Source organism: Sphingobacterium olei, from assembly GCF_005048855.1.
GTDB classification, from domain to species: domain Bacteria; phylum Bacteroidota; class Bacteroidia; order Sphingobacteriales; family Sphingobacteriaceae; genus Sphingobacterium; species Sphingobacterium olei.
In genome coordinates this window covers 94191-116931 of record NZ_SUME01000006.1, presented here as the reverse complement: position 1 = coordinate 116931, position 22741 = coordinate 94191, and the positions used below count along the sequence as shown (strand labels likewise).

At 44.2% G+C, this 22741-nt stretch carries 20 protein-coding genes; 13 read left to right on the top strand and 7 right to left on the bottom strand.

Translation table 11 applies throughout. The annotated features are described in order from the left end of the window. Positions 1-8 precede the first annotated feature (8 nt). The 8 genes from FAZ15_RS15160 to FAZ15_RS15125 all read left to right on the top strand — a co-directional run bounded on the left by FAZ15_RS15160 (position 9) and on the right by FAZ15_RS15125 (position 8429). A complete protein-coding gene (locus FAZ15_RS15160; protein ID WP_136902170.1) occupies positions 9-842 on the top strand; it encodes a DUF2249 domain-containing protein in 834 nt (277 codons plus the stop codon). Between the two features lie 10 nt (positions 843-852). Next, positions 853-2130: a hypothetical protein gene (locus FAZ15_RS15155; RefSeq protein WP_136902169.1), complete on the top strand. Its 1278-nt coding sequence runs from the start codon at positions 853-855 to the stop codon at positions 2128-2130. Further along, positions 2114-2443 (top strand): metal-sulfur cluster assembly factor, encoded by a 330-nt coding sequence (locus tag FAZ15_RS15150; protein WP_136902168.1) that lies wholly within the window; start codon positions 2114-2116, stop codon positions 2441-2443. Before FAZ15_RS15155 ends, FAZ15_RS15150 begins: the two co-directional genes overlap by 17 nt. Before the next feature lie 49 nt (positions 2444-2492). Next, positions 2493-3278 carry a FixH family protein gene (locus tag FAZ15_RS15145; RefSeq protein ID WP_136902167.1) on the top strand — a complete coding sequence of 262 codons (786 nt, stop codon included), beginning with the start codon at positions 2493-2495 and terminating at the stop codon, positions 3276-3278. Positions 3279-3333: 55 nt separating this feature from the next. After that, positions 3334-5361, top strand: a complete 2028-nt coding sequence (locus FAZ15_RS15140; RefSeq protein WP_136902166.1) for a TonB-dependent receptor plug domain-containing protein — start codon at positions 3334-3336, stop codon at positions 5359-5361. 117 nt (positions 5362-5478) lie between these two features. Continuing rightward, complete coding sequence (locus FAZ15_RS15135) at positions 5479-7608, top strand: ribonucleoside triphosphate reductase (RefSeq protein WP_136902165.1); 2130 nt, start codon at positions 5479-5481, stop codon at positions 7606-7608. Further along, positions 7583-7768: an anaerobic ribonucleoside-triphosphate reductase gene (nrdD, locus tag FAZ15_RS23005; protein ID WP_136902164.1), complete on the top strand. Its 186-nt coding sequence runs from the start codon at positions 7583-7585 to the stop codon at positions 7766-7768. The genes FAZ15_RS15135 and nrdD overlap by 26 nt, the downstream gene beginning before the upstream one ends. Further along, a complete protein-coding gene (locus FAZ15_RS15125; protein ID WP_136902163.1) occupies positions 7749-8429 on the top strand; it encodes an anaerobic ribonucleoside-triphosphate reductase activating protein in 681 nt (226 codons plus the stop codon). The genes nrdD and FAZ15_RS15125 overlap by 20 nt, the downstream gene beginning before the upstream one ends. 1 nt (position 8430) lies before the next feature. On the opposite strand, the gene FAZ15_RS15120 is transcribed toward FAZ15_RS15125, so the two are convergent. The 4 genes from FAZ15_RS15120 to FAZ15_RS15105 form a co-directional block, all read right to left on the bottom strand. Then, positions 8431-9540 carry a hypothetical protein gene (locus tag FAZ15_RS15120; RefSeq protein WP_136902162.1) on the bottom strand — a complete coding sequence of 370 codons (1110 nt, stop codon included), beginning with the start codon at positions 9538-9540 and terminating at the stop codon, positions 8431-8433. Positions 9541-9728: 188 nt separating this feature from the next. Then, entirely contained in the window at positions 9729-9965 is a 237-nt protein-coding gene (locus FAZ15_RS15115; RefSeq protein WP_136902161.1) for a hypothetical protein, read from the bottom strand. Positions 9966-10038: 73 nt separating this feature from the next. Beyond that, entirely contained in the window at positions 10039-10734 is a 696-nt protein-coding gene (locus FAZ15_RS15110) for a response regulator transcription factor (protein ID WP_162304971.1), read from the bottom strand. 10 nt (positions 10735-10744) lie between these two features. Then, positions 10745-12136 (bottom strand): sensor histidine kinase, encoded by a 1392-nt coding sequence (locus FAZ15_RS15105; protein ID WP_136902159.1) that lies wholly within the window; start codon positions 12134-12136, stop codon positions 10745-10747. 132 nt (positions 12137-12268) lie between these two features. Between FAZ15_RS15105 and FAZ15_RS15100 the strand changes: the two genes are divergently transcribed. Beyond that, positions 12269-13678 carry an alpha-L-fucosidase gene (locus FAZ15_RS15100; protein WP_136902158.1) on the top strand — a complete coding sequence of 470 codons (1410 nt, stop codon included), beginning with the start codon at positions 12269-12271 and terminating at the stop codon, positions 13676-13678. Positions 13679-13815: 137 nt separating this feature from the next. Here FAZ15_RS15100 and FAZ15_RS15095 read toward each other — a convergent pair whose 3' ends face one another. Both FAZ15_RS15095 and FAZ15_RS15090 read right to left on the bottom strand, forming a co-directional pair. Then, on the bottom strand, positions 13816-14085 hold the full coding sequence (locus FAZ15_RS15095; protein ID WP_136902157.1) for a hypothetical protein: 270 nt from the start codon (positions 14083-14085) through the stop codon (positions 13816-13818). Beyond that, entirely contained in the window at positions 14079-14690 is a 612-nt protein-coding gene (locus FAZ15_RS15090; RefSeq protein WP_202912416.1) for a RagB/SusD family nutrient uptake outer membrane protein, read from the bottom strand. The genes FAZ15_RS15095 and FAZ15_RS15090 overlap by 7 nt, the downstream gene beginning before the upstream one ends. A gap of 50 nt (positions 14691-14740) precedes the next feature. Here FAZ15_RS15090 and FAZ15_RS15085 point away from each other — a divergent pair, with 50 nt between their 5' ends. From FAZ15_RS15085 to FAZ15_RS15070, 4 genes are all read left to right on the top strand, one after another. Next, the gene (locus tag FAZ15_RS15085) at positions 14741-15544 is read left to right on the top strand and encodes a sigma-70 family RNA polymerase sigma factor (protein ID WP_238387272.1); all 804 of its coding nucleotides are present in this window, start codon (positions 14741-14743) and stop codon (positions 15542-15544) included. Positions 15545-15616: 72 nt separating this feature from the next. Continuing rightward, complete coding sequence (locus FAZ15_RS15080; protein WP_136902155.1) at positions 15617-16729, top strand: FecR family protein; 1113 nt, start codon at positions 15617-15619, stop codon at positions 16727-16729. A gap of 11 nt (positions 16730-16740) precedes the next feature. Then, on the top strand, positions 16741-19767 hold the full coding sequence (locus FAZ15_RS15075) for a SusC/RagA family TonB-linked outer membrane protein (RefSeq protein ID WP_136902154.1): 3027 nt from the start codon (positions 16741-16743) through the stop codon (positions 19765-19767). 15 nt (positions 19768-19782) lie between these two features. Then, positions 19783-21438: a RagB/SusD family nutrient uptake outer membrane protein gene (locus FAZ15_RS15070; protein WP_202912415.1), complete on the top strand. Its 1656-nt coding sequence runs from the start codon at positions 19783-19785 to the stop codon at positions 21436-21438. A 127-nt stretch (positions 21439-21565) separates the two neighbouring features. On the opposite strand, the gene FAZ15_RS15065 is transcribed toward FAZ15_RS15070, so the two are convergent. After that, positions 21566-22726 (bottom strand): AGE family epimerase/isomerase, encoded by a 1161-nt coding sequence (locus FAZ15_RS15065; protein WP_136902153.1) that lies wholly within the window; start codon positions 22724-22726, stop codon positions 21566-21568. Positions 22727-22741 lie beyond the last annotated feature (15 nt).

The following is a 22741-nucleotide window of genomic DNA, read 5'->3' as shown; positions in this document are numbered from 1 at the left end:
CGACTATCATGAAGATCACCCCACACACCAAGATATCCGCTATCATCAAAGCCAACAGCGATAGCATAGCGGCCATTGCTTCGATCGCCAAACCATTTCAAAAACTGAAAAATCCGATCTTGCGACACCTGATGGCTCCCCGGGTAACGGTAGCTGAAGCGGCGGCTATTGGCGGCTGTACGATAGCCGATTTCAAACGTGTGCTGGAACCTTTAGGCTTTATCATAACCACAATAGACCAGGAGGAAACTGAAAACCATACCGGGGGGAGTGCCCCCGTATGGTTCAGTTCACTCTCCGAACCTCAAATCGACCAATTCGATGTACGGCAGATCATCGATCAGGGAGATGACCCCTTAAAAGCAATTATGCTACGTTACCAACAGTTACCGATCGGGCATGCACTCTGTATTATCAACAGCTTTATCCCCTATCCATTAGTTCAGGTATTGGGCAAAAAAGGAACTAGTTATTATATACAGTCACTATCCGATACGCTGCATCATACTTGGTTTTTTAAAGAAGCCGCTACAGCAAAGCCCGGAAAAATATCAAATGAGCACATCGTGATGCAAGCCTCTTCATCTTTTGAGAAAAAATTGACGGCATACGAACCACAATATCGAATCGAACTTGACGTACGGGCATTACCGATGCCACAACCTATGGAAGCTATTCTTCATGCCATAGCGAAGTTGAAACCGGATGAAATTATACATGTATACCACAAACGTGTACCACTACATTTATTAGAAGAACTAGAAGGCACGCCATATGAAATCCTGCTGTGCGAATACGCCGATGAGGATATCCGTCTACTTATATCTTATGAAGCTGAATAAAAAATCAGATATGGCAGATCTATTTGTACATCGCGCACCCAAAAGCTTAGCAGTCATACCTTTTTATGCCACGGCGGCTGTCTTTTTCCTCGGCTTTAGTATCATGCTATTTATATCATCCGCCGAACTAACAGGTCATCACTTCCATCCACATCTTTTAGCAATTGTACATGCTGTCGTTTTGGGTTGGAGCACCATGATTATCCTTGGCGCCGTTTATCAATTATTGCCTGTGCTCTGCGAAGGCGATCTTTACAGCCATAGACTTGCCTTTACCTCTTATCTGTTCCTATTAGTGGGTACCATCCTATTGGTTTGGTGTTTTTGGGTATTTCAAGCAGGTCCTTGGCTGATTACCGCTGGCACAATTGTGGTGCTGTCCACATGTCTCTATCTGTATAACGTCTGTGCTACGGTTATTTGCTCCAGTAAATCCACCGTCTACCAATATTTTATTGTCAGTTCGGCGGTCTGGCTGTTGCTGACGACTGTAGCCGGATTACTGTTGGCCATCAACCTTACCTATACATTTATTCCACGAAACCATATGGATATGCTCAAGTTACATGCCCATGCCGGCATTGTAGGTTGGTTCCTGCAGTTGATCTGTGGCGTAAGCGCGAAGCTCGTTCCCATGTTTCTATTGGGAAAATCCAAGCGTTCTTGGTTACTTTACCTCGCACTGATCTTACAAAATCTGGGATTGGTCTTGTTTTTATTTCATGCCTATTTCCGTCAAATAAATGGTGTGGTATTCATCCATATACTCTTGATCAGTATCGGTATCATCCTGTGGGGTATATATATCGCCGAAGCCTACATAAAGCGTATCAGGAAGAAAATAGACTTGCTTATGAAACAGACGCTGCTCAGCTTTGCTTTCAAGCCGTTGGCAATCGGAGCACTCCTAATGACATTTGTTTACGCAGATACCAAATGGGTTAATCTTTATGGAATCTTGATCTTTCTTGGCTGGATAACCGGGATTATCATTAGCAAAACATTCAAGACGCTGCCCTTCATCGTATGGAACAACCTGTACAAAGATGTACATGGGAACGTCCAGATACCGCTACCGAAGAATCTCTATAGCCAAAAGCTGATCACCTACCAATCCTACCTTTTTGTGATAGCTGTCGGTGCCTTATGTTTAGGTATGGTCATTAATCTCACTTGGTTTCTACAAATAGCCACTGCACTATGGGTATTACTTGCACTACTCTATTGCTACAATGTAGCCACTGTTATTTTTCACAAATCCCGTATCCATCATGAACATCACACTTAATAATCCGTATGCCAAAGAGCAACTAAAAGCACAAGTCACGTTGATGCAGGTAATCGATCCCGAGTTGGGCGTCAATATCATCGACCTGGGATTAGTTTATGCCGTTAATTTTTCTTCAACAGCCGTCATCCACATCGACATGACATTCTCTACATCGCATTGTCCACTGGGTGATGCCATAAAACAAGGCGTCATGCATGCCCTGACAAGTGCTTTTCCCGATCACAAGATTAACATCAATATCGTATGGGATCCCGAATGGAACTATGACATGATCTCGGAAGCCGGCAAACAACAACTTGGTCTCGATTAAATATAGACTATACTCTGCTTAAATACGTAAGTAGCTAAAAATACATCACATGAAAAATCATTTACTACATTGTCTTGCTCTCTTGATATTTCTCTTTTCAAGCTGTTCAAAAGATGACAACAGCGATTTTCTAATCCCTCAAAAAGAGCAGATCGCCTCGACGACGACAGCAGACGAAACAAAAGTAATCCTTTGGAGCGATCAGCCCAAGCTCCAAGTGGGGTATAATCCTGTCTATTTAAGCATGGAAAAAGCCTCGGGTGGATACATGGAAAGCGCTGTGCATATACACTCCTTGATGGATATGCATAGCATGTCACACAGCAGCCCAGTAGAACAACCCGTTCACAATAAAGACAGCAGATTACACGAAGGAGCGGTTGTATTGACCATGCCCTCTGGCGAGATGGGCAACTGGACGCTCGAAGTAGCTTGGGATAGTCAAACAGCCGTATTGAATATAGAGGCCATTTCCCCTCCGAATAATGTCAAGACCGTGCAGACAGTTGTTGGTAAAGACGACATACGATATACCGTCAGTCTGGTACAGCCACAGCACCCCAAGGTAGGATTGAATGATGTGGAATTTTTAATCAATTACCGTGTTGATGCCACTAGTTTCCCTCCTGCTGAAAATCTGACACTCTCCTTTGAACCGGAGATGCCTTCCATGGGACACGGATCACCCAATAATATGCAGCCGCAGCATATCGGCAAAGGCCATTACAGCGGAAAAATAAACTTTACAATGACGGGTGATTGGCGCATACACGTCAAGCTTAGTAAAAATGGGGCCTTAGTCGCCGACGGCATATACTTGGATTTACAGTTTTAATGATTTGTCACGGATTGGATGATCGGCAACGACTATCCGCTCTCAATCGTCTATTATGAAACGATCAGCATACAGCTTATATCTGTTATTTTCACTACATTCCATCACTTTTGCACAGCAAGGGTCGTTCCCAGCAGATAGCATCAAGCAAATTATCCTCGATGAGATCAGCATCTCCCACCATGCCGATATTGCCAGTGCCAACCAGCAAAGGCAGCGAGCTTCTTTGCAAGAGCCTACAGACAAGATATTGGAGCATATACCCGGCATACAAATGATACGCCGTGGGAACTATGCCTGGGAACCCACTATGCGCAGCCTCAATGCAGCCCAGGTAAACATAACCATAGATGGGATGCACCTATTCGGAGCCTGTACAGATCGGATGGATCCCATCAGTTCATACATCGAACCGACCAACCTTAAGCGTATCGTAGCGCGTTTTGGCCCTAGCATGGACAATTATGGTGGTGCTATTGGCGGAGGGATTAATTTTAAGCTACAAGAAGCAGCTTTGGCAGCAACACACCCCGTGACCGGAACCATCGGCACAGGATACGAAAGTAATGCAGGTGCCTTACAGACCTTAGCCACACTACAATATAGCCAGACACGCTTTGCCGTCCAGGCCAGCGCCATCCTACGCAAAGCTTCAAATTATACCGCTGCCAACCAGACCACAATTCCTTTTTCACAATACCAAAAATGGAATGCCTCCCTCCAAGCTTCCTATCAGGTCGACGCACATCACCATATCACTACCAGCTACATACAGGATGAGGGTAAAGACATTGGTTACCCTGCATTAACTATGGATGTTGCCTACGCCAAGGCAAAAATAGGATCCGTGAGCCACTCCTACCATCAACACGACGGCAGGCTCGTACATTGGGAAAACAAGCTGTATTACAACCTTGTCGACCACGCCATGGACGACACCAAGCGCCCGACAGAAGAAATCACCATGCACATGGATATGCCTGGCAGATCCTGGACAGGAGGTCTATACAGTGAGATCCATTATAAAGTCCATGAAAAGCACCTGATCAAGTCCCGGTTCAGTGGCTACCGCAACCGCATGACTGCCGATATGACTATGTATCCCGATGCCGGAACCCCTATGTACATGTATACCCTACCCGACGCCCAGCGCTATTTCACGGCATTGGATATTTCCGATCAGATCAGCCTGAGTCCCAAGCTGCAGTTGCAGCTCATGGCAACGATAGCTTATCAAGGATCAGCTATCTACAGCGAAGCCGGCAAGACACAACTTTCCGGTATGATTGCCGGTGATCCAGGTCGTCAAAATTGGCTGTTTAACACGCACGCAAAAGCATCTTATGCCCTTTCAACCTTTTGGCATATTTCCGTTGGTCTTGCTCGTGCCATGCGCGCCGCATCCCTGCAAGAGTACTATTCCTTTTACATTTTCAACCGATTGGATAGCTATGATTACCTAGGCAACAATCGCTTATCGACAGAAAAATCGATCAATACCGATCTAGGTATACGCTATCAGTCTGCATGGCTTCGACTTGAAGCCAATGCCTTCTCCTATTTTTTTAACGACTATATCGCTGGACAGATATTATCTGACCATCAGGTCATGACGATAGGTGCACTGGGCGTAAAACAATATCAAAACATTGGACAGGCTGAGTTATATGGTTTCGAACAGGCATTGCAGATCAGTCTCCATCCGTTCTGGACACTGAGTAGTACCAATACGTATACCCGGGGACTGGATCACCGCGGTCATGCATTGCCACTGATTGCTCCATTTACATCAACCAACGGTCTGCATTTTCAAAAAAAAGACTATTATGCCCATATTGAATCCCAAACCGCCGGTACACAGCGGCACGTCAACTTTGCCCAATACGGCGAACAGACTACACCTTCCGCTACGATTTTCCACCTAGCCATACAGAAAATCTTTGTCATCCGTCCAACGCTCAAAATCAACCTCGGTTTCCGTCTAGAGAATGTCTTTGATAAAGCCTACTACCGTCATCAGGACATCATGAAAATCCAACGGCCTGGGCGTAATTTTATCAATCAACTAACCCTAATCTTTTAAAAATCACCCTTTTTTATGTTTACAGTCATAAAATTCCGGACACATAAAAGTTAGCTTTGTTTGGAAGTCATGCGGTATCTTTATCATCGCTTTTTTAGACATATTTCACCAAACGATATGGAACAACAAGTCATCAAAAGAAACGGTATATCTGAACCTTTCCAAGCCTATAAAATACAAGATGCAATTGCAAAATGCTTCATCAGTGTATCACAACAACCGGATGATACCGTATTCAGTCAAGTCATGGAGCAGTTACAAGCAATAGAAAGCTGGGCCGTGGAGGATATCCAAAACCTGATCGAACACACACTCTATCAATGCGGGCATTATGATGCCATGCGATCTTTCATGCTATACCGACACACCCGTAAGATGCAACGCGATCATTCTGGAACGCTCAATCCTTACACGACCTATGTGGATAGTACGCAGACCATTTCGGAATATATTCAACAAACCGATTGGCGGATCAATGCCAACGCCAATACTTCCTATTCCAATGCCGGTTTAGTGAATAATACAGCAGGCAAGATTATTGCCAACTACTGGTTAGATGCTGTCTATAGCCCAAAAGAAGGCGCACTACACCGAAATGGCGATATCCATATTCATGATCTGGATTGTCTTACAGGCTACTGTGCAGGTTGGAGCTTAAGGGTACTGCTCAACGAAGGTTTCAATGGCGTTAGAGGACGCGTCGAAAGCCGTCCTCCCGCACATTTCAGGGAGGCACTCGGCCAAATGGCAAATTTCCTAGGCATCTTGCAAAGCGAGTGGGCGGGAGCGCAGGCTTTCAGTTCGTTCGATACTTACCTCGCACCGTATGTCTTTCTCGACCAATTGGGATATAAAGACGTGTACAAAGCCGTCCGCAGCTTCGTCTATAATCTTAATGTACCAGCACGCTGGGGGCAATCCCCCTTTACCAATATTACACTCGACTGGACCGTACCCGAAGATCTCCGAGATCAGATTCCTACACGTGGGGACGTCCATCTCTTTTCGGGGATTACCGACGTACGTATCCTAAACCTTATCCAGAACAAAGGGGTTGCGCAACCGACTGATCTATGTTACAAACATTTCAAAGAAGAAATGGACATGATCAACAAAGCATACTATACCATTATGACGGAAGGCGATGCCTACGGACAGCCGTTTACCTTTCCGATACCCACGGTTAATATCACCGAAGATTTTGACTGGCACAGTGAAAATGCAAAACTTCTTTTTGAAAATACGGCAAAAATAGGTTCTTCCTATTTCCAAAATTTCATCGGCAGTCAGTATTTTATCGATGATCTGGGTAACAAAGTTGAAAATCCTGAAGCTTACAAGCCCAACGCAGTACGGAGTATGTGTTGCCGTCTACAGCTCGACCTACGGGAACTACTCAAGCGCGGCAATGGACTTTTCGGTAGTGCAGAGATGACGGGTAGCATCGGTGTCGTAACGATCAACATGGCCCGATTAGGTTATCTCTTTGCCGAGGAAGAGGAAAAACTCTATACACGCTTGGATGAGCTGTTGCTTATTGCCAAATCCACACTTGAGAAAAAAAGAGCTTGCATACAGGATCTCTACGACAGGGGACTATATCCGTATACGAAACGATATTTATCCCACTTTCGCAATCATTTTTCTACCATCGGAGTTAATGGAATGAACGAGATGATCCGCAATTTTTCACAAGATCGAAATGATATCGCATCCCTCGCGGGTATAGCATTTGCCAAGCGCATATTAAATCATATCCGTGTCCGTATGCAGGAATTTCAGGAAGAAACGGGCAACCTATACAATCTTGAAGCTACGCCTGCGGAAGGGACCACTTACCGCTTCGCCAAAGAAGATATCAAGCGATTTCCAGATATCTTACAGGCCGGGACGTATCCTAATATCTATTACACCAATAGCTCACAGATTCCAGTAGATTATACCGCTGATCCATTCGAAGCACTATTATTACAAGATGAACTCCAATGCAAATATACCGGGGGAACCGTACTTCACCTTTATATGAGTGAGCGCATTAGCTCACCGACAGCCTGTCTCAGCTTTGTACAGACCATTATCCGCAACTTCAAATTACCTTATATCACTATTACCCCTGTTTTTAGTATCTGTCCAGTACACGGCTACCTGAATGGCGAGCATGAATACTGCCCGAAATGTGACCATCTTATTTTAAATGATAATCCATTAAATACTTCACATCATGAACACACAGCAACAACAGCATGAGAAAATCCTCGCCCAGCATGAGGATAAACGTAGCAAATGTCTTGTCTACACACGCGTCATGGGATATCACCGACCTGTAGAAAGTTTCAACATTGGAAAAAAAGGCGAACATCAGCAGCGCACACACTTTAGAGAGTTTCATGCAAAAACCGGTCTATAGCATTACCCCTTTTACATTACTCGATTATCCCGATCATACAGCCTGCATCATTTGGTTTGCGGGCTGTAATATGCGTTGTTTATATTGTTACAACCCAGAGATTGTATTGGGCAAAGGAAAGCTTACAATAGCAGAAACATTGCGATTCTTAACATCACGCAAACATCTTTTGGAAGGGGTCGTATTCAGCGGCGGCGAATGTACCTTACACCCCAGCTTCCTAGAGATGGTACGTATCGTAAAAGAAATGGGCTTTCTGGTGAAAATTGACACCAATGGCTCCCGGCCAAAAGTACTGGAAGCGCTGATCAATCAAGGCTGTGTTGACTATGTTGCATTGGATTTTAAAGCCATTGCAAAATCCTTTGTCGACATTACACGTTCCCATCTACACGCCGCCTTTGAGAAAAGCCTGCATCTTCTTCAAGAATCTCATGTTCCCTTTGAAGTACGTACTACATGGCATCGTGAGCTAATCAGTACCGCAGAGCTTCAGGAGATGGTCGATTATTTAACGGCACATGCCTACCATGGAACGTATTATGTGCAGCATTATGTGAACAATGTAACTACCCTCTTCCCATTACCATTTTCCGCACCAATTAACGACTCCATCCCATTTTCAACAGCGCGGATAGAAGTAGTCTTCCGTAGCTTATAACCTATTTTACTTTAGTTTTTGCGAGCTCCCGGATCAAATGGTCTAATTTATTGGCGTCAAATTTTAAGTTACTGTTTGATTTTGCTTGCTCCAGTATGCGGATAATATCATCTAGATACTGATTATATACCGCATCGAATGGACTTTGATCCACCAGCAGATCCGGTGATTTATTTACGATTGCCACACTATTTTGAATAGCTCCCGCATTATTGATGTTCCTCAATTCTGTTGACGACAAGCTTCCTTTTGAAGAATACTTAAATAATTCACCCATCTTTTGCTTCGCTGTTGTTTCCGTTGCCCCCAATGAAACGTATAAACTTTGCGAATACCGGTCAAACACATTTTCAAATTTTTTAAGGTCTCTCCTATAGGAAAGAAGATCATCCCTAAAAGACGTTGTTTTCTGATCGATGGAAATATAAAATTCAATATAAGGCTCCAAACTGCGCATAAAATCCTTTATCGTCTGTTCTTTAATAGCATTGTCGCCATAGCCCACCGCCTGCTGAAATACATTCTGAACGATAGAGGTAACCGGATTGGTCGCCGCCAATGTAGAGACAACCGGAATGCTAACGACGCGCGTTATCGTCTCGGTAAATTTATTTTTAGCTTTACCACTCAGATCTTTTGCAAGTATACTGTGTGAATTCTGGATCACTACGTTCGAAAAGCTCGTCCCTAACTCCGAATTGGTTGGGCTATTCAACGCTGTAATCAATGACCCAGCTATCGCCACATCCAACAATTTCCCGTAGGCATTAATTTGCTTTCTGACATTTTCAATATCGTTTAACGCATTAGCAATGATAGAATAATTGTTTTCGTACAGTTGTTGCTGCGAATTGAATGATTCCTGCTGCGCGCTGCTAATCATCCTGCGGATGCTATCGTTTGCCATCAAAAGCTTATCAGACTGCTCTTTTAATGCTCTATAAGATGATCTTAAGGTTTCCAGTTCATTGTGGCTATTTTCAAGATTCTGTTGCGTGGCCTGCATAGATCCTACGGTGGTCGTCGTATCCTGAGCATATGAACCCAGCCCCCAACAGACTAATGCCATGACTAGTAGCGTCCGAATAAAAGATATCTTCCTGGCTTTCATAATAATTATAACAATTGGTTAAGGCGTTTTGTTTATTTAACTATTTCCTATCGGTGAATCAAAAATAGAGAATAATTTTCAAAAACAAAACAGTTTACTTCCGATGTTTTATGAAATAGCTTTCCGGATTCCTTTTGTCGTTAATGTTAACATTCTGGATTGTTCAAAAAGCGGCCTTATCAAACGGACTACATGAAATGTCCGAAACTTTTCTGTACAAGCGTAGCAAGCTCTTCGACTGCAATTTGTGGCTTGGGGCCATCTTCCGTCCGCCATATACGGGTATTCATATCAAATTTTAAGTGATACCTTTCCTGTTGTCCCGATTCCAATACGGTAAAAAAATGAGTTTTTGGATCGTAGGTTACGTCGAATGTGATTGTCCTTCCATCTACATTGTGTTGAAATTTTCTATTGAAGTCCATATATCTTATTTAAGTTGAGTTTATCTGTTAGTTAATTAACAACAATAATACAAAATCGTTTAAGGAATTTCTTCTAATTCTTGTTTACATTCAAGATATAGCCGGCACCATAGATACTTTCAATCACTACCGTCGGATCCGCTTTAAGCAGTTTTCTTATCCTGGAGATAAACACTTCTAAACTTTTTCCGTTAAAATAATCTGTATTCCCCCAAAATCGCAGCAAGAGGTCCTTCTTCAATACCAGCTCGTTTTTATGTTCTAATAAATATGTCAGTATTTCTGCTTCACGCAGCGTCATGTTCTTTTTCTCTCCATTTGGATATGTCAGGAACAATCGATCGGGATCAACTACAATCTCCCCGAGGTGTATGCTCGTCTTCACAGACGGGGCTGCATCTTTTGTCGCGGAAAAATGGATGACGTTCATGATCTTAAGCATCAATTCGTCCATCTCAAATGGCTTTTCAATATAATCGAAAGCTCCCAGTTCCAATCCCTTCTTTCTATTCTCCTTACCTCCAAGCGCTGTTAAAAAAAATATGGGCTGAAGCGGAACGCGCTCTTTTACTCGCCGCGCTACAGAAAAACCATCCCCGTCAGGCAGCTGAACATCAATAATGACCAACCGGCATGAGATAGCGGCAAATTCCTGCAGGGCACTTTCTGCTGTCAGCTTCCAAGAAACCCGAAAACCTTTATTCTGCAGATATAGTGACAAGAGTGCCCCTAGATCGGGTTCGTCTTCGATGAGTAATATATCTATCATGCTGTCCATATCAGTTTTCTAGTGGAATATCTATTTCAAAACGGGCACCTATTTCCGTTGTTCCGTCTAAACGGACGATCCAACCCATTTTTTCAGCGCACACCATTACATAATACAGTCCCAGGCCCAGTCCTGCTCCACCCTGCTTCGTAGTTGATCGATAAAATTTATCAAATATTTTCGATCTATCTTCTTCAGATATTCCCATTCCATTATCTGCTATGGATAACCGCATCCATTCTTCATTGAGCTTCTCCCATCGAAAATTAATGTTTTTGTCTTCCGACAGATTGAACTTCGTCGCATTCTCTACCAGATTATTCAATATCGGAAAGTAGAGCATCGGATCCACATCAGCGTAGATGGGTTGCTGATGCGGGTCATAGCTTATCGTTATCTGATCGGCCATGCCCAGGGCAATATCCCGCAGGTAAACCGCTGTGAGCTGATTAAGATCCTGTAATTCGAGATCCGGATTTTGGTCTTCCAGCATCACTGAATCAATACTTTGTTTTACATAAGCTTTGAGTCGCTTTGCATGCCGTTCGATAATGTGTCCCATTTCCCGGATATCTGAAATAGAGAGCTTATCCGCTTCTTTTAGGTTACTCGCCGATATCAAAATGGTTGTGATAGGCGTATTAAATTCGTGCCGGATATGTTGCAAAAAATCAGTTTTAAGCTGCGCCTCCTTCCGCTCGTTTACCCAATTCCGAAACGTCGCATAACTGATAACAATCATGATGACCACGCAGATAAATGAAGCAGAAAAGACAGGCGCCATAGCCGATAAAACTCTCCATAACCTATTGGGAGAATCGACATATAAACTATAGGTGAAACGATAGTCTGCTCCCTGGTGATCATTGATCGAAAGCTCCAGTATCCTATTATTGTCGTGTATTTGGGTAAGTTTGCCTGAAATGACTGCACTGGATCGCCTTCTCCCTGAACCAAAAATCGTACTCCACTCACCAGCTCTAACCACCTCAAACCTATCCAACGAAAGCTGGTACAGCAGATTACTTTCGAGATCATTATCTTCCACGATCTGCTCAAACAAACTATCCATCGGACTACTTTCGCGTAATCTATCCAACAGTTGCTGTACAAGTATGTTGCCCTCCCGATAAAATGTAGCGCTGTCACGAATAGCAATCAAGTCAGGCAGTGTGTGCGCTAAAACCTCGTGAAATATCATGTCTCCACCCGGAAATAATTTATCGCTTTTTACAGAATTACCGTACGCCGTGACGATCTTTTGTTTGTGTACAAATATCAGGTTGTCGTCCTTTAGCTTATAGGTATTATAGACCAATACCGTTAACAAGGCAATCAACGCCAGCATACTGATTATTAAAACCCTTTTATAAAAAATCGGATTGGCTTGGATCTTCATCATTTAAAGCTACTATTAATTTTGTTTCATTGTGCTTTCATTAGGCTTTTGTTAAGCATTATTTAGGTTTTCGTTAGGCTTCAACTCCGTACTTTCGATGTATGTTTGTATCTATCATTTTAATATAAGCAAATTATGAAGAAAATCTATTTTCTACTCTGCTCCACGGTTCTGTTGCAGGTCTTCGTCTTAGGTAGCGTATATGGTCAGCAACAAGCGACGGAAGCTTTGCTTCGGAAAAACCAACTCGATTTTGTCAACCTCGGTTTCGGCATGTTTATCCATTACGGTATGCCTACCTTTATGGACCAGGATTGGTCCGATCCCAACGCATCGCTATCCCTATTTGATTCCCCGAAACTTGATCCTAACCAATGGGCCATAGCCGCAAAATCAGCGCACATGACCTACGGTTGTCTCACCACCAAACACCATAGCGGATTTCCGATCTGGGATACCAAAACAACGGATTACAATGTGATGAATACACCTTTAGGACGCGACGTCGTGAAAGAATTCGTGGATGCCTTTCGGAAAAACGATCTACGTGTCATGTTATACTATTCGATACTCGACACGCATCAAGGTATACGTCCGAATCAGATCACCAACGAACATATTGAACTGATCAAAGAACAATTGCGCGAATTACTGACGCAATATGGAACTATTGATGCATTGGTTATTGACGGCTGGGATGCTCCTTGGTCGCGCATCTCTTACGACGACATTCCATTTGACGACATCTACTTTCTTGTGAAATCGCTCCAACCTAATTGCTTGGTCATGGACCTCAATTCGGCGAAATATCCCGGCGATGCCCTATTTTACACCGATATCAAATCGTATGAGCAAGGAGCAGGTCAATTTATCTCCAAAGAGCACAATAAATTGCCCGCCATGGCATGCCTACCCTTACAGCAGAACTGGTTCTGGAAAACCTCCTTTCCCACTACGCCAGTCAAAGATCCCCAACAACTTATTCAAGATTTTGTCATTCCCTACAATCAGGCCTACTGCAATTTTATGCTGAACGTCGCGCCGAATAAAGATGGCCTTATGGATCAAAACGCCTTAGAGGCCCTACAAGAAATGGGGAAAGTGTATAGTGCATCAACAACATATCAGAAGCTTCCAGACTACGCCTATCCAATCGTGTCCAGCAATCTGGCGAAACACGTGGTGAGCAATAGCAGTTGGAGCGACGATATGAACATCATGGATTTTGCCAACGACGACAACTTTGGTTCGGCCTGGATATCCAATTCCGTCGTTAGTAAGCCTTGGTATGAACTGACCTTTGCTCGATCTATACCTTTCAATACGGTTGTCATTACCGAAGGCAAAGATAGGCCTTCGGCTTATCAATTAACATATCTTAAAGATGGAAACTGGGAAACGATTTCTGCTACCCCTACCACACAGGGGCGAATTAAAATCTTTCGGTTTGAAAGCGTTAGCGGACAAAAAATACGGTTAACGATCACTCCCGGCAACAAGCCCGCTGTTCTATCAGAAGTAGGCGTTTATCAGGAGAGAAGGTAATCTACACTGTGAGGATCGGACAACCACAACCTGCTATAAAGATTAAAATCCCGAGTAATACCCGGGATTTTTTATATAAGATACTTTTTAAGGTGCGACTTATCGCTAAAACTTAAACGCTAGCGAGAAAGATCCATTTATTTTTCCTCCATTTTCTCGGACACAAATACGTGATCGACATAAAAGGAATAATTATCAAACGTACGGACATCCCCCGAGCCGCTTCTGAACAAGATGAATTCTGTGATCTGTGCGAGGTTAATATTTTGATCCTTTTGTTTAATATGCGCAACGGGAATAGATATAAGATGCCAATTCCCGTCTCGTTTAAATCCATACTCTTCGCCCGAAGCCGTAAATTCAAATATGGCATTTCCACCCCCAGAGCTTCGAATACGGATCAGCATTGGCGCGAGTGATTCTGGCTTATCGGCATATTTACCATATGTTCTGCCATAGGATAAATAGCCTTATTGCCTGAGTTGGAACCCATCTCATAATATTTATTGACCCGATCTACCAAGATTCCCAATCGCTTTAGTAAAAACCACCTTTCATTCTCAAAGGCCAGTTCACGAGCAGATTCCTCTAGATAGCTCTCTAAGTCGAACGAAGCAAAACCGTTCAGTCCGGCTCGGGTACGCACGCTATTAATATATTCTAATGCCTTATCCAAATCTCCCACTCTCCAAGCAGCCTCCGCACCTAACAACAGGGTTTCGGCATATCGATAAAATATATGATCCTTGTAACTGTTGAGTGTACCGATCCGTTTTTCATCATCGTGATATTTCTTCAAGCTCCAATGATATCGTCTATAGGCATCATCATAGCGATCAGCAGCCAGTGGCTTTCCAAAATTTGGTGAGCTAGGATTATTAACGATCAACTGTAGAGGGTAGTAGTAAGTACGAAATCTCAGATCATTTTCTTCATCGTAAAGGGATCGCAGGTAATCGTTAGGGAAAGACCACCCAAGCGATTCACCACCATACTCGACAGATCTGATCATCTCTCCTCCGGAAAGCTCGTAGACCCGAGAATTAAACACGCTGCTAATCCATGTCGGTCCTCCGCCGGGCAGGTTGTCATTGCCACCTGTCACTTCGTCTCGAACATACACCAGCGAAGCTTCTCTGTGGTTCAGATTTTGACCAAATACCTGAGCAATCTGCTCCCGCGGTAATAGATCATGAGTGGGATCTTGAAACCGTTTTCAGAGATTTTATTACAATTGTTCAAGGTCTTTCAAACGCATTTCAGGAAATAGGAGAAAGTTCATACAACCATAACATTCGCTTAACAGATATATCCAAGCGGCATTTTACCTTTGCTCTAAGTATGGAGCATATCAAAGCAATAAAGGCGGATAACCATGAAATTTTTAGCCGAGTGTATGAGCAGTATCATCATCAAATTTATGGCTTTATTCTACAGCGAACGCAATCCGACTATATTGCTGAAGAAGTAACCCAGCTCACCTTTATTAAATTATGGAAACAACGAAACAATTTGAGCGAACAGCTACACGTCAACGTTCAACTTTTTGGTATGGCACGCCAGGTCATGATCGATCTGCTTCGAAAAGAAGCTACTCGTTTCAAATATGAAGGCGAGTCGGCCGCTACACCATTTACCGACAGCCTAATCGACACCATTGAAAGTAAAGATCTATTACGACTGATGGAGCAAGATATCCAGAACATGCCCAGAACACGCCGCCTCGTTTTCGAACTTAGCAGAAAGCGTGGGCTCACCCATAAAGAAATCTCCCAGCAGCTCTCGATCTCAACAAAAACCGTAGAACAACATATTGGCAAGGCTTTGTTACAGCTCAAACAGCACCTCTATTCCATTATGCTCTAATTATCACCCTCCTCTAATATTAAATAATTGTTAAGCAACTAGGGATCCCCTTCCGAGCCACGTAATATAAGTATGAAGTTCGGAAAAAATAAACGAAACGATCAAGATGATCGTCTAGAGCAGCATCAGGTACGAAAAAAAATATGGGAAGCCCCGTCTATTATTGAAGATATTTTCCCCGACAAGGATTGGCAGCTCTTTGAAGGTAATCCCCTGCATGATCACATCCCCTCTGCAAAGATGGCCAAGCACATTGAAGAGGAGATCCACAAAGAAACAGAACAACAAGAACGCAACGAACGTCGCAGCCATAGCCTCCAACGTTTCACGCGTTACACAGCCGCAGCAGTTATTTTAGTGCTGCTGTCGTTCAATCTTTGGCGCTGGGTCACACCAAACCCAGATGCTGTAATACCTTCGTATGTAGAACAGCATGAAAAACCTGTCCAAGATAGTAGCTGGATTTCAGTAACAAACGACAAACAAGGCATTCAGACACTCACACTACCTGACCAGTCAACAATCAAACTCTTTGCACAAACTACCGTACGATATCTGCGAAATTTTCCGGGCGACAGCCGCGAAATCTATTTAGACGGTAAAGCCTATTTCTCCGTCACAAAAGACGCCGATCGACCTTTCAGTGTTTACACTGGCGAGACGAAGACCACAGCCTTAGGTACATCATTCACCATTGATACACGTACCAACTCTAGGTATACATCTGTTCAGCTCCACACCGGAAAAGTCGTAGTCGCTTCCCTTGCAGCCATTCCCGCATTCGAGAACGTCTTTTTAAACAACTCCGGCGAGCGTCTTTCCTTTGATACAAATATGCGTATCATAGAACATAAGCGTGGCCACGCTAAAAAAACAACTCTTCCACCTACACCTACCATCGAGAAGAACACGGTCACCCTGCTTCAAATGGACAATATTCCGTTACCGAATGTTTTTGTAGCCTTGACGACAGCATACAATACCCCTATAAAAATAGGAGAACAAGGAATCTCAAAAATCCTATACACGGGCAATATCGACCCACAGCGTGAAACTTTAGAAGAGGTCCTCGCGGTGATCTGTCTCATAAACAATTTGCGTTATGTCACAGAAACCGATGGATCTTATACCATCTATAGTCAGGACAAAGGCACAAAAGAAGAACATAAAAATGAAAACCTATAAGTAAAACGATCATGTTTAACAAACCGTATCAATTGAAAAAAAATGTGTTGTTTTTTGCACTATTGGCGGCTGGTCTTTCCCAGGCACAGGCGCAGCAAGAGCAGGTAAAAGGGGCAACACAAGATGAAACCGGAAAATTTCTTTCCGGTGTTAGCATCAAAGCCGTTCACGGAGGTTCGGGCAAAACCTTCACGACAAGCTCTTCAGAAAAAGGATTATTTTCCTTTAAAAACCTTCCCGAAGGTGGTCCCTACCAGTTTATTTTCAGCTACGTAGGTTTCCAACCTGATACTTTATCGGGCTATAGCATTCATGAAGCGAGCCCCTTAGCGCTAAGTGTAAAACTGCGGACAGCAAATACAGCGTTGGATGAAGTCGTTGTTGGCTACGGCCGGGTGGCACGAAAAGATCTCACCAGTTCCATCACGACGATCAAGGCGGAAGACGCGAACGTCGGCGTATTTTCCTCACCGGCGCAGATGTTACAGGGTAAAGTACCCGGACTAACCATATCGACCAACAACAGTAATCCCAATGCCAGGGCATCGGTTAGTTTGCGTGGTGCCTCTACATTGCGAAGCGGCGAAGCCATGGAGCCTTATTATGTTATTGATGGTGTTCCAGGTGCATCGCTTACATTGGTTGCTCCAGATGATATTGCCAGCATCGATATCCTTCGCGACGCCTCGGCAACAGCCATTTATGGATCTAAAGCAGCAAATGGTGTCATCATCGTAACAACCAAGCGTGGCAAATCCGGTCAAACCAGCATCAACTACAACGGTTACCTGGCCGTCGATAACGTCACCAAACGTTATGAGATGATGACCGGAGACCAGTACAGGAATTTTGTAAACGACAACAATTTCTCTATGGAACCGACCGACGATTTGGGAGCAAACACCGACTGGCAGCGTGAAGTAGAACGTACCGGTATCTCCAACAACCATAACATTTCGTTATTGGGCGGCACAGACAAAACCCAATACAGTGCCAGCCTCAATACGTTAAAAAACAACGGCGTCATAAAAGGCACAGACATGGGACGCCAGATCGGCCGCGGCTTCGTACAAACAAAAGCATTGAACGATCGGCTAACCGCCTCTTTCAACGTAAACACCAGCATCACCAAACAAAATGATGTACTTGCATTAGGAGATGGCCTAAGTGTATACGATGCCATGTACTACTATTTGCCCGTATCACCCGTGAGAACAGAAACCGGCGCATGGTTTGAAAAAACAGATCGCTCCCAATACGTTAACCCCTTATCATTAATCGAGGAAAATACCAATTTTTCCAAAACCAAAGTGATACAGGCACATGCCAAAGTTGGTTACGAAATCCTACCCAGTTTGACGTACAACATCGACCTCTCGATGCAGAATCGCCAGTATATTAATTCGCAGTACAACACCGCCCTGTCGATGGCAGCACGTAACCAAAATGGAAAGTCTATCCGTGCAGCTGTGGAAGATGAACGCCAGGTAATGGAGATGAACCTGACTTACGACAAGACGTTCGGTGGCCTGCACAAGGTTTCGGCATTAGCCGGTTATTCCTGGGAAGAGAACAACAATAACGATGGTTTTCAACTGACGACTTCCGATTATTATGACGATGGCTTAAGCTATTATAATCCCGGAATGGCGAATGTCGTTGATCTATTGGGATTTGGGAATTATTACCTCTCCACGCTCCGTATGATCTCCGTTTACGGACGTTTAAATTACGCTTACGACAGCAAGTACCTCTTTCAGGCTACCGTAAGACGCGACGGTTCTTCAGCCTTTGGGGCGAATAACCAATGGGCCACCTTCCCTTCTATTTCTGCTGCCTGGCGCCTATCCGAAGAACCGCTTATTCGTGAGATGGGCTTCTTCGATGATTTAAAACTACGTGCCGGTTACGGTGTCAGCGGAAATTCAATGGGCTTCGACGTATTTACATCGAGACAGGTCTATGGCGCGACCTCCAGCTTTTACACCAATGCTTTTGGCAATGATTTACGAACCTTAGCTGCCCTGCGAAATTCCAATCCCGATCTGCGTTGGGAACGAACCGGCATGCTTAATCTAGGTCTGGATTTCGCTTTCCTGAACAATAGATTGAGCGGTACCCTAGAGTTTTACGATAAAAACACCACAGATCTAATTTATGATTATGCCGTTTCAACAACGAAGTATCTATACGGATCATTGACGGCTAATGTTGGAGAAATTAGTAACAAAGGTGTTGAACTTACCTTAAATGCAACTCCAGTAAAATCAGCAACTTTCACATGGAACACCGGGGTTGTCGCCTCCCATAATAAAAACATTGTAACCCGTATCACCAATCAGGAGTTTTCTACAGGTTATGTAGACTTGGCCGATCTAGGTGGAGCTGGCCAAAGTAATGCATTTCAACAGCGTTTAATGGAAGGAGCTCCCATTGGTCAGTTCTATACCTGGGAATGGGCCGGTTATAATGAAGAGGGCATATCCACATTTCACGTACATGACCAACAGACTGGCGAACGCACAGGCGAAACAACGATCACGCCTTTACACAAAGACAGAGCCATAACAGGTAGCGCACAACCCAAACTCACTTTAGGCTGGAACAACAACTTCACCTACCAAAATTTTGCATTGACCGGCATGTTTCAAGGCGTATTCGGCCATAAAATCATGAATGGCACACGCGCACGGCACTCCAATGTCGTAGGTAATGCCGGTCAAAAGAATCTATTGGCGAGTGTCGTAGACACCGAGCTGGCAACTGATATCAATGCGCACTACCTATCAGACCGCTATCTGGAAAGCGGCAATCACCTGCGTCTTGCAAACCTGAGTCTTTCGTACAGTTTTAGTAATCTTGGAAGTCAGTTTAAAAATGTGAGGCTCTATGCTACGATGAACAATGTATTTGTACTCACTAACTACAAAGGCATTGATCCGGAAGTGAATCTCGGTGGTCTTACCCCTGGTGTTGACAACCGCCAAACTTATCCACGTACACGCACCTTTATGTTTGGTCTAAACTTTAACTTATAATCAGGAGAATTTATCATGAAATCAAAACTATATATCCCCTTATTTTCCATGTCGGCCCTTGTTGCGGCCTTCGTTTCATGTACCGACCTGGATGTTGATATTAAATCACAATACACCGATTTCCCAACTACCGAAAGGGCTGCTGAAGCCATCTCGGCAGATGTGTATGCCGCGTACCGTGGCGCATTAGGATACAATCATTGGATGGTGCAGACTTTATCGTCCGACGAAGCCGTGAGTGTTGCTTTGGGTACCGACTACTACGATGGAGGGCGTTTCCGCGAACTTCACGTACATAACTGGACATCTGACAACGCTATCCTTCCTAACATGTGGAATGCGGCAATGACGGGTATCAATCTTTCAAACAATGTACTGACCATTTTCGGTGATGATGAAAGTGATAAGGCTGCACCTATGCGTGCCATGCGTGCCTATTTTTACTTCCTTTTGATGGATAATTTTGGAGGAGCGCCCTTAATCAAGGGGAAAGTAGATCAAATACCCGATCGATCATCACGGGCTGAAATAGCAAACTTTATCGAGTCCGAACTACTCGCTGTGCGGGATCGCTTACCGGGTGAAGTTTCTGCAGCTACTTATGGCAAAGCGACGCGTTACATGGCCGATGCGCTATTGGCTAAGCTTTACCTGAACTGGTCTGTATATACCTCAGGCGATGTCGCAGCCTACACCCCCGCGATGCCTAACGAGAAACTCGCGCAAGTCGTGGCCATGTGTGATGATATTATCCAATCGGGTCAGTTTAACCTAAGCAGCCACAAGTACCTCGAAAAATTCCGTCCAGACAACGGACCGCAGATCAAGGACTTCATTTTTGCCATGCCCTACGACAGGGAAAAGCAACAAGGTATGACCTACGCGCGCTTCTGGATCCATCGCAGCGGACAAAATCAATTTGCACCGTTGCCATCCAGTGTGGGAGGTACCTTTCGTGTACTACCGACTTTCCTTGCTAAATTTAATTTAGAAGGAGACGACCGTAATGCTTCCTATATGGGCGGACTTCAGTACTACTGGTCAGACTATTCGCCGGATTTGAGCCGTCCTTTTTTAATCAGAACCTCAAAAAAAGGGATAGATCAAGATTACTCGGGAAGTGACGAGAACGTCACATTTGACTGGCACATGGAGACCACAAAAGAAATTACGCTTCGCCCGGATGGCGGCCCAACTCTCAATGCCGGCAATGACCAAAAAGGCCGATCCATGGGTTACCGCTCCGTTAAGTTTTATATGGATGTAAATGTTACGGCTGCCAACAATAGAAACCAAAGTAACGATGTGCCTATTTTCCGGTACGCTGACGTATTGCTCATGAAAGCCGAAGCCATCCTCCGCGGGGCGGCCCCAACCAATGGAGAAACAGCTATGTCGTTAATGAACCAGGTTCGCGCCTATGTGAATGCGCCTGCATTGACTACCGAGCCTACCTTCGCCGAGTTATTGGATGAGCGTGCGAGGGAGTTTTCAGATGAATCCTGGCGCCGTAATGATCTAATTCGCTATGGTAAGTTTGAGGAAGACTGGGGCTTCAAATCCTTGTATGCTGCTGGATCTTCTGAGCGTTACCGCAGGATATTTCCTGTTCCAAGACAAGTTTTGGAAGTAAACAAACACTGGACACAAAATACCGGATATCCACAGTAAACATCACATCATGAAAAGAAGAGATTTTAACACAATCATTCCACGGAATTCATAACTGCATACGATATAAACTCCCAAGTCGATACCACATCTTGGGAGTTTATATATTCATGGCCTTCGTCGTTTGTCATATCCCTTTTGCCATCATCTCTAAACACATTCTGCCATTATGGTAAGGGCATTTCCAAAAACCAGCCTTGTCGTCCTGATCATTAGCCGATCCATCCTCCAAACGGCTCCAATACCATTCGCCATTTTCCTTATCCACTATATGCTGTTGGATGTAACACCACAATGCTTCTGCCCGTTGTTTCGAAGTTTCGTCTTCCAATATCATGGCCATATATTGATAACCCACTACGGCTTCAGCCTGCACCCACCAGTGTCGCTCTTTATCCAGATGCCCGTTTTTTAGTTCATACGCCATGCTTCCGTCGGGCAGTATCCCTTCTGCGGCGGCGGCGGCGATCTTACCGGCCACCAGGCGAACCTCATCTTGGAGTTCAACATTACCCAGTACCGTTACTGCTTCCCACAACAACCAGGCAGCTTCGATATCATGTCCATAAGAAATCACGTCGCCTTTGGTGTTCCATTCACGATCAAAGAACAACTGCAAATGTCCCGTTTCCGTGTTCAATATCTGATCCAGAAATACACGAATCAAGTCGTGCTGAGCAACGAGCAAACGTTCATCTGGCCACACCCGGATCAAGTTTGTATACGCTTCGAGGATATGTAAATGCGTATTCATAGTCTTGGCTTCATTTTCATCCTTTTCACTCAAGCGCATATCCGCTATAGGTTGCCAATCTTCCGTAAAAGCTTCCCAATATCCACCCAATTTTTCATCCTTACACGTCTCTATGGCATGGAACAAGGCGATCGCCAAATCCAGTGCTTCCTCCTCGCCTGTCGCCCTGTAGTATTCCGAAAAAGCATAGAGTGCAAAACCCTGTGCATAAGTTTGTTTCTTGCGATTTACCGGCTTTCCCAGGTAATCCACTTCCCAAAATACCCCGCCCTGCTGTAGATCCAGAAAATACTTTTTGATGTACACGAAGGCACGTTTGGCCATGCTGAGATATCGTTTTTCCTGCAATACCCGATAAGCCGCCGAGAAAGTCCAAAGCACCCTGGCATTCATCACTGCACCCTTATTCGCCTTAGGCAACAGCCGGTTTTTCCCATCAATAGCGCCGTAAAAACCGTCATGTTCCTCATCCACCATCTTTTCTTCCCAAAAGTGTAGGATATTATTTTCCAGTTCTTTTTTAAATCCGTCCATCAATACTATATATTA